General features: G+C 44.0%; 9 protein-coding genes. 8 read left to right on the top strand and 1 reads right to left on the bottom strand.

Annotation, left to right across the window (positions count from 1 at the left end):
• The first annotated feature begins 20 nt into the window (after nucleotides 1–20).
• From B4J23_RS08765 to B4J23_RS08730, 8 genes are all read left to right on the top strand, one after another.
• The gene (locus B4J23_RS08765; RefSeq protein ID WP_004781881.1) at nucleotides 21–218 is read left to right on the top strand and encodes a hypothetical protein; all 198 of its coding nucleotides are present in this window, start codon (nucleotides 21–23) and stop codon (nucleotides 216–218) included.
• A gap of 32 nt (nucleotides 219–250) precedes the next feature.
• Complete coding sequence (locus tag B4J23_RS08760) at nucleotides 251–1,009, top strand: hypothetical protein (protein ID WP_159123624.1); 759 nt, start codon at nucleotides 251–253, stop codon at nucleotides 1,007–1,009.
• Between the two features lie 125 nt (nucleotides 1,010–1,134).
• Nucleotides 1,135–1,707: an HdeD family acid-resistance protein gene (locus B4J23_RS08755; protein ID WP_166136256.1), complete on the top strand. Its 573-nt coding sequence runs from the start codon at nucleotides 1,135–1,137 to the stop codon at nucleotides 1,705–1,707.
• A gap of 123 nt (nucleotides 1,708–1,830) precedes the next feature.
• Nucleotides 1,831–2,976 carry a glycerate kinase gene (locus B4J23_RS08750; RefSeq protein WP_291360030.1) on the top strand — a complete coding sequence of 382 codons (1,146 nt, stop codon included), beginning with the start codon at nucleotides 1,831–1,833 and terminating at the stop codon, nucleotides 2,974–2,976.
• A 274-nt stretch (nucleotides 2,977–3,250) separates the two neighbouring features.
• Nucleotides 3,251–5,239 (top strand): ATP-dependent helicase, encoded by a 1,989-nt coding sequence (locus B4J23_RS08745; RefSeq protein ID WP_291360028.1) that lies wholly within the window; start codon nucleotides 3,251–3,253, stop codon nucleotides 5,237–5,239.
• Between the two features lie 83 nt (nucleotides 5,240–5,322).
• Nucleotides 5,323–5,574, top strand: a complete 252-nt coding sequence (locus B4J23_RS08740; protein WP_004781890.1) for an RNA recognition motif domain-containing protein — start codon at nucleotides 5,323–5,325, stop codon at nucleotides 5,572–5,574.
• 209 nt (nucleotides 5,575–5,783) lie between these two features.
• Entirely contained in the window at nucleotides 5,784–6,287 is a 504-nt protein-coding gene (locus tag B4J23_RS08735; RefSeq protein WP_159123620.1) for a DUF6586 family protein, read from the top strand.
• A gap of 104 nt (nucleotides 6,288–6,391) precedes the next feature.
• Nucleotides 6,392–6,670, top strand: coding sequence for a hypothetical protein (locus B4J23_RS08730; RefSeq protein WP_004781893.1), 279 nt, complete (start codon nucleotides 6,392–6,394; stop codon nucleotides 6,668–6,670).
• A 202-nt stretch (nucleotides 6,671–6,872) separates the two neighbouring features.
• On the opposite strand, the gene B4J23_RS08725 is transcribed toward B4J23_RS08730, so the two are convergent.
• The coding region (locus tag B4J23_RS08725) for a cation:proton antiporter (protein ID WP_291360025.1) at nucleotides 6,873–8,194 on the bottom strand (1,322 nt) is incomplete at its 5' end.

Genomic DNA, 8,194 nt, shown 5'->3' with positions numbered 1-8,194 from the left:
GATTAAAATAGGAATCATGCATGACTTGGCTAGATAAATTCCTGTTCTTAAGTATCGGATTAGGATCTATCCTCTATTTCATGCTTAAAAAGATTAATGAAATGGGTATTCCTATGGATCGGGGAATGCTGATGATTCTGGTGATTATTATGTCACTGGTTAGTTTGAGCTGTGTTTTATATCTGCGCTCTGAAGATCAAAAAACGAAACAAAAATAAAATTTAAATTAACTCTCTATTGGCGTGTTCATATGTGGAAAAAGATCCGAATCCTGATTTTATTGATGATTTTGTTTGTGGTGGCAGTAAATGCTTATCGAGATCAGAATCAGGACTGGAACAAACCAATCTTTGTTCTGTTGCATCCGATCAATGCAGATGGATTGGCGACCACACAGCAATATATCCAGCAATTGTCTGCTCAGGATCTAAAAGGAACACAAGAGTATCTGGAAAAAGCGGCCCAGCAGTACCGTGGACAGCCCACTTATTTTTATTTTAATCTGGGGCGTGAACTTAAAGAATTGCCGCCTAAAGTGCCGGAGCAGGCCTCCTTACTTGGCAATATTTTATGGAGTCTGAAATTCCGTTTCTATGCCTGGCAACAGCAGCAAGGTTCAGATCCTTCATCGAATGTTACTCTCTTTTTAAATTATTATGATCCTGCACACACCCAGCAATTAAAACATTCAACGGCTCTGCAAAAAGGCCGAATCGGTTCAGTCAATCTATTTGCTTCAAGCAGACAGTCTGACCAGAATAAGATTGTCCTAGTGCATGAATTACTGCATGCCTTTGGCGCTTCAGATAAATATGATCTCGCCACAGGCCAGCCGATATACCCAGTGGGTTATGCCAATCCCAATCAGCAGCCTTTATTTCCCCAAACCAAAGCTGAGCTGATGGCAGGGCACATTCCGGTATCGCAAAGCACCAGTAAAATGCCGGAATCTTTAAATCAAACCCTGATTAATGAAATCACGGCGATTGAACTTGGCTGGAAAAAATAATTAACGAAGTGCTGAATAAACCGGCATAACTTACTATTTTTATAGATAAACTCAATGAATTTCTAACAAATTTATCCATGATTTAAGAGCATAATCAAAGTCATAGCCAATGACTTGAGAAGAATATGAAGACTGTTGGAAATGATCTTGTTCGGCATCAATTGCATGAAAACCGTAAATGGTATTTAGGCCTGGGTGCCTTATTAGTGTTATTTGGAATCGTACTGTTAGCGTCGCTGCCTTTTGCCACCTTATCCATCGTATTCCTGTTTGGTGTCCTGATGATGATAGGTGGAGTGGTTCATCTGATCGCCGGGATTAAAATCTTCGATGGGGCATTTCGCTGGCTCTGGCTGCTATTCGGTATTATCTATTTTATTGCGGGCTATTATGCCTTTAGCACGCCAGCGAAAACTGCGATTGTACTGACCAATCTGCTTGCGATTGCTTTGCTTGCGGCGGGAATAATTCGCATCTTCAATGCTTTTATCTTTAAAGCATTCCGTGGCTGGGGCTGGACTTTATTTTCCGGGATTTTAACTTTAGCTACAGGTATCCTGATTCTATTGTCACCGAATGCACCGTTCTGGGTTCTGGGCGCTTTTCTGGCAATCGATCTTTTGTTCCAAGGGATTAACTATTTGACTTTGGCTTCCTATATCAAACATCGTGTGCCAAAAAGCTCCGCAGATCTTTAAGTAAGATCAGTATAAAAAAGAGTGCGAATCAGCGCTCTTTTTTATTGGCATGTTCAGCTTTGCCTGTAAGATGGGTATGCACTTCAAATTAGTATAAAACCTATCACGCGGCCGATCATATTCATGAAAACCTTTGTTCTAGCGCCAGATTCTTTTAAGGAAAGTATGACTGCTGAGCAGGCCTGTCAGGCGATGCAGCGTGGTATTTTGCAGGTCTTTCCTGACGCAAATTGTATTACTGTACCCATGGCAGATGGTGGTGAGGGAACTGTAGATGCATTAATCTCAAGTCTAAAGGGTGGACGAGTAACGTGCCGAGTTACCGGGCCATTAGCCAGTCAGTCGATCGGAACTTATTTTGGATTGGTTAATGCAGATCAGACCGTAGTGATTGAAATGGCCAAGGCAAACGGGATTCATCTGCTCGAAGTTGCTCGGCGTAATCCTATGCTGACTTCAACCTATGGGACGGGTGAAATGATCAAGCAAGCACTGGATCTTGGTGTAAAGAAAATCATTATTGGACTTGGTGGCAGTATCACTAATGATGGTGGTGCTGGAATGGCACAGGCTTTGGGAGCCCGATTCTTAAATACTGCGGGAGAATCAATTCAGGTCTGTGGTGGTAATCTGGATCAGATTGATCAAATTGATTTTTCCCAACTCGATGCTCGTTTAAACAATACGGAAATCTTGATCGCTTCAGATGTGAATAATCCGCTCTGTGGGTCGAATGGTGCTTCAGCGATCTTTGGGCCGCAGAAAGGTGCAACATCGGAAATGGTGCAACAACTGGATCGAAATCTAAGTCATTTTGCTGATCTGGTTGAAGCAGGTTTAGGTATTTCTAAAAGAAACATTCCAGGTGCTGGTGCAGCCGGTGGGTTAGGTTTTGGGTTGATGGCGTTTGCAGGAGCAAAGCTGCAATCCGGTGTAGCGTTAATTATGGAACAGAATAAACTGGCACAAAAAATTGCGAATGTAGATTATGTTTTCACTGGCGAGGGCAAGATTGATCATCAGACTGCTTTAGGAAAAACACCATTTGGTGTGGCTCAGGTCGCCCAGCAATTAAATAAACCGGTAATTGCGTTTGCAGGTTTGGTCGGTGAGGGGATTGAGTCACTGTATCAGGTTGGTTTTAGTCAGATTGTGGGGATTAATCCACCAGATTTTTTATTGGAAGAAGCATTAAAAGATGCTGAGCAAAACCTAGAGCAAGCGTGTGCTCGTGTTATGAAAGAAATTAAAATAAAGTTTGAACAATAAGATAGATAAATTTTTATGAGCTAACTTAGCTTAATGCACGACCTCATTTACGGTTTACTAAACTTATGCGTGCGGGTTACGTAGGTACATTGTTACTTTGACGGAGCAAAGTAACCAAACTCCAGTGTTATTCAGATGATGCATCCCTGCATCACTGAATAACGGCGGCATCCATGCCGCCTGGCCGGAATCAAATGCTTTCTAGAATATTGAGGATACGTTTTCTAGGAACAGCTCTGTTAAACTACACCTATCCACAAATTGATGAGTGACCATGAGTTTAGCCTCCCTGATAGATGAATTAAATCCGCAACAAAAGCAAGCTGCGACAACAGAAGCAAAGCACAGTTTGGTTTTGGCTGGGGCAGGCTGTGGCAAGACCAAAACTATCGTGGCACGTGCAGCTTATCTGATTGATCAAGGCGTACCAGCGAATCAAATTCAGATTCTGACCTTTACACGTCGTGCGGCGAGTGAAATCGTGGCACGGGTGGAACTGGCACTCGGTGAACAGGCCAAAGGCTTACGTGCATCAACGTTTCATACCTTCTGTATGTATCTGCTGCGCCGGATTCCAAAGGCTTTTGGACTGGAACAGTTTTCAATTATTGACCGTGATGATCAGCTGATGATGTTCCGCCTGATTCGCGGGCGTGATGACAAGAAAAATCCAAATTACTTGCCGAAGTCACAGGAACTCTGTGATTTATATTCCTTTGCGCGGAATACCCGGCAGAAACTGAGTCTGGCTTTGGAAAAGCAGATGCCAGAATATCTGGCACTCAAAGACCAGATTGCCGACATTATGAAGGAATATGAAGCGCGTAAGCGTGCGCGTAGTTTTCTGGATTATGACGATATCCTCGCTGTGGTGGCGACTGCTTTGGCACAGTCTGAAGGGCTAGTGGAATATGTGTCCTCAATTTGTCGGCATATGCTGGTGGATGAAATGCAGGATACTAATCCATTGCAATGGGCATTGCTGGAACCGCTAAAAGATCAGATCAGTCTGTTTTGTGTTGGCGATGATGCACAGTCGATTTATGGTTTCCGTGGTGCCGATTTTGAAAATATTCACCATTTCAAGGAACGGGTACCGGATGCAAAAATTTTTAAACTAGAAAAGAATTACCGCTCAACTCAGGAAATCCTTGATCTATCTAACTGGCTGCTGGATCAGTCCGAAATCAAATATGACAAGCGTCTGGATGCGCATCGCGGTGAAGGCATCAAGCCAAAGATGCATATTTTCCCGAATGAGTTTGATGAAGCGAAATGGATCGCGATTGATATAAAAGAGCGGCATTACTTGCAAGGCAGCAAATGGTCCGATCACATGGTGCTGGTACGTTCCAGTTATGCAGCGCGACATATTGAAGCAGCCTGTATCGCGGCCAATGTTCCGTATCGATTCATCGGCGGGATGAAACTGTTAGAAACTGCACATGTCAAAGATCTGCTCAGCCTGTTGCGTGTGGTGGCGAATCCTCTGGATGATATTGCCTGGATGCGCTTTTTAACCTTATGGAATGGTGTGGGTGATGTCGGGGCGAGTAAGCTGTCTCAGCAGCTTTTAGCTGAGCCAGAGATGGATATCATTGCCGACAAGCTAAAAAAATTTGGCAAGATTCCACTGGAAACCATTCTGATTATGAAGCAAATGGCGGTACTCAAAACCGAAGTACAGGCCTGTGTTGGTCTGGCAGTCCAAGCCATTGAAGCACAACTGGCCGAGAACTATAAAAAAGACTGGAATCGCCGTCAGGGAGATTTTGAATTGGTAAAACAGCTGGCTTCCAAGCATGCTCAAGTGAGTGAGTTTCTGGAAGAGTATGTGCTCGATCCGGTCTCTATTTCCGAAATTGAACGCCAGTCGGATACGGATGTGGTGACCCTCATTACCATTCACTCGGCCAAGGGTACGGAACAGAAAGTCTGTTATGTGGCTAATGTTACGCCGGGACAATATCCGCATGCACGGGCGCAAGGGGATTTTGATGATGTCGAGGAAGAGCGGCGTGTATTGTATGTGGCGCTGACTCGTGCACAGAATGAACTGATTCTGACCAAGCAAAACCTGAATCACTGGGCGCGTGAAACGGTAGATGAGCAGGGGCGTAAAATTGAAAGCTATTTTCTCAATGATTTGACCCGCAATTTATGTGTCACAGAAACTCATTACAAAACCCGTCAACAGACTGTGAAAAGTGCTTTAATTGAGCGCCAGTCGATTAATTTAGATTTTGGGATTGATCTCGATTAAACTATCCCTTCTGGGTTTGACGCAAAAAGTAGAGTAGGCACGTGCTTTTTGATTATTTTTGCCTATCTTCTTAAGGTTATCCGATGAAAATTTTAGTTCGTAACTTGGCGCGCACTGTAACAGAAGCTGAATTGCTGACCCTGTTTCAGCAATATGGTACTGTTGAGTCTTGTACGCTGGTCATGGATGCAGAAACAGGCAAGTCTAAAGGTTTTGCCTTTGTAGAAATGCCACATGGCCGTGAAGCTGTTAAAGCGATTAAAGGTTTAAATACACTGCGCCTGCATGGTCAGGGGATTCGTGTGAAGCAAGCTGAAGAAAAGCCACAGGCTTAAATAACAGCTGATAAAAAAGAGCATGTATGATGCTCTTTTTTTTGCCTTTAAAAAGGCCTAGATTTTTACTGAAGGGTTAATATCAGCAGTCTGAAGTATCAAGATCATGCAGAATAGATCGACAGCGTAGACAATCTTGCATTGCGTAATGCGAGCGGACGTTTTACTTTATAAGAGCCAAAATTTGTTTTAATGCTTAGGAAATCTCGATGACACGAGTTGCTCGCTATCATGCGGACCGTACCAATCAAAAACTTTATTTCGCCCGTATGGCCTGTCAGCAGGCTGAACAGACTGATCATGTGCAGCAGGCACAAGCTCATCGTGAAGCTGCCGTATTCCATCTGCATGGGGCGCTGCTGGCCTTTTTGCAGGAACTGGTACGCTATTACCGTCTGAATGACCTGAGCCCGACGCTGAAATCGATTGAAGAGCTTATGGCGGCTAAGGGGCAGGTATCACCTGAAGTGACCGTATTACAGCATTTATCCAAAGATGGTTTTCTTGCTGAACTGAAACGTGCTTACCGTCTCTGCCAATATGCGCCAGAGCCAAGTTCGCCACAACCCGAAGACGAAACTTCTTCAAATCTCATCATTAAAGTCACACAGACACCACAAGCCTGGTTACCTGATACTGCTATATTACGAGAATGGCATCGTGACCTGACGCAGCTTATTGATGGTTTTCGTAATGAGATGGTTGAATTCTAATCTGATCAGCTGTACTTGAAATTGCGATTATTAACCCTATATCAATTACTCTAATGATGCAAAGTGCAATCGCTCTTTGCCACCATGTTGAACATGGAGGATATATGTCTATAGAACAGTTGAAAGATTTATTTGGTAATCAAGACGCGATTTTGGAACTCGTTCAACTTGAAGGTGGCGCGTTGGCATTACGAAATGCGGGCTCAAAAAAACAGCCATTAGTCATGATTCAGTTTAATGACGAGGTCAAAGCCCTGTTGGGTGATCAAACGCCTGTGATTGCACAACACATGATTCAGGCCGCTTTATATGGTTTGCTGGAACAGCAGGTCAATGAATGGCAAGCTGAAGTTGTGGATGAAGAGCCCAAATATATGAGTTAAATTGCCTACCCTGGCGAGCAGGAAAGCACACTTGAAGTGTGCTTTTTTTGTGTTTATAAAATGAGAAAAATAGAGAATAAGAGAAAAATTAAGTCGGTTAGATTAGAGAAGTAATTTTAAATTTTATTAACTTAAGATCTGATAAATTTCAGCTAAATCAATAAAAAAAGAAGTTGCCAATTTTGACAACTTCTTTAAGAAATCAGCCTGAATAATGCGTAGGTGGATGGTTATGCGCAATCTCGATCTGGTTCAAAATATGATTGCTCATATTTCTCGCCATTTCCTCTTTGGCATAGTACACCTCGCCAATATTGTCACGGCGAATCACTTCGGCTTCTTCCTTGCTTTCCGCACATAGCAGGATCTGAATAGCAGGGTTTAGGGTCTTGGCAATATCCACGATTTTATGGATATCAATAATATCCATCGGTGAGATCACCAATAGACGTGCATGCTGAATGTGAGCCTGAATCAACACACCGGGTTCAGTTGCGACACCAGAAACTGCCGCAATGCCTTTTTTACGCAAGTTCTCTACGATCTCACGGTTTTCTTCGGCAATGACTACCTTAATATCTTGCTCCATTAGAGATAAGGTAATTCGACGACCGACTTCACCATGACCCACAATCACCACCTGATCACGCAGATAGTCCTGCGAGACCTCATCCGGTAGCATGGCAAGCGGATCACCACTACGCTCCAATAAGCGCGCCAGAGACGAACGTTCGCGGATCCATTTTTGTACCGGTTCTACTGCTGAGAAAATAAACGAGTTCAGGGTAATCGAAATCAGGGCACCCGCTAGAATCAGGTTTTGTCCATCGAGTGACAATAGATTTAGCGATACACCAAGTGCGGCCAGAATAAAAGAGAATTCACCGATTTGTGCCAGAGATGCACCGACGGTGAGTGCCGTATTGATTGGGTAGCGGAAGAACAGCACCAGTGCCATCGCTGCGATGGTTTTACCAATCATGATAATACCGAGCACCGCCAACACATGAAGTGGCTGATCCATCAGGATACGCGGATCAAACAGCATACCGACGGACACAAAGAACAGAATCGAGAAGATTTCACGCAGCGGTAAGGTTTCTTCTTCGGCACGGTGGCTGAAGTCAGACTCTTTCACTACCATCCCGGCAAAGAACGCACCGAGTGCCATGGATACGCCAAAGACCTTATAAGCCCCAAAGGCAATCGATACGGCTGCAGCTACGACGGTTAAGGTAAATAGCTCACGTGAGCCTAAACGTGCCACCACCTGCATGATCATTGGCACTAAACGTTTACCAATAATCAGCATGAAAGCAATAAAGCCGGCTACTTTGAGCAAGGTAATGCCTAAGGTGATCCAGACATTCTGATCGCTACTACTGCCTTCCAGAGCCTGACCACCGAGCAGTACTGCAGTTGCGGGTAATAATACCAGTGCCAGCACCATAACCAGATCTTCAACTAGAAGCCAGCCGACTGCAATTTTCCCGTTAATGGATTCGAGCAGGCCACGATCACCCA

The organism is Acinetobacter sp. UBA3025, from assembly GCF_002367915.1.
Taxonomy (GTDB): Bacteria; Pseudomonadota; Gammaproteobacteria; order Pseudomonadales; family Moraxellaceae; genus Acinetobacter.
This window is presented reverse-complemented; position numbering and strand designations above follow the sequence as displayed.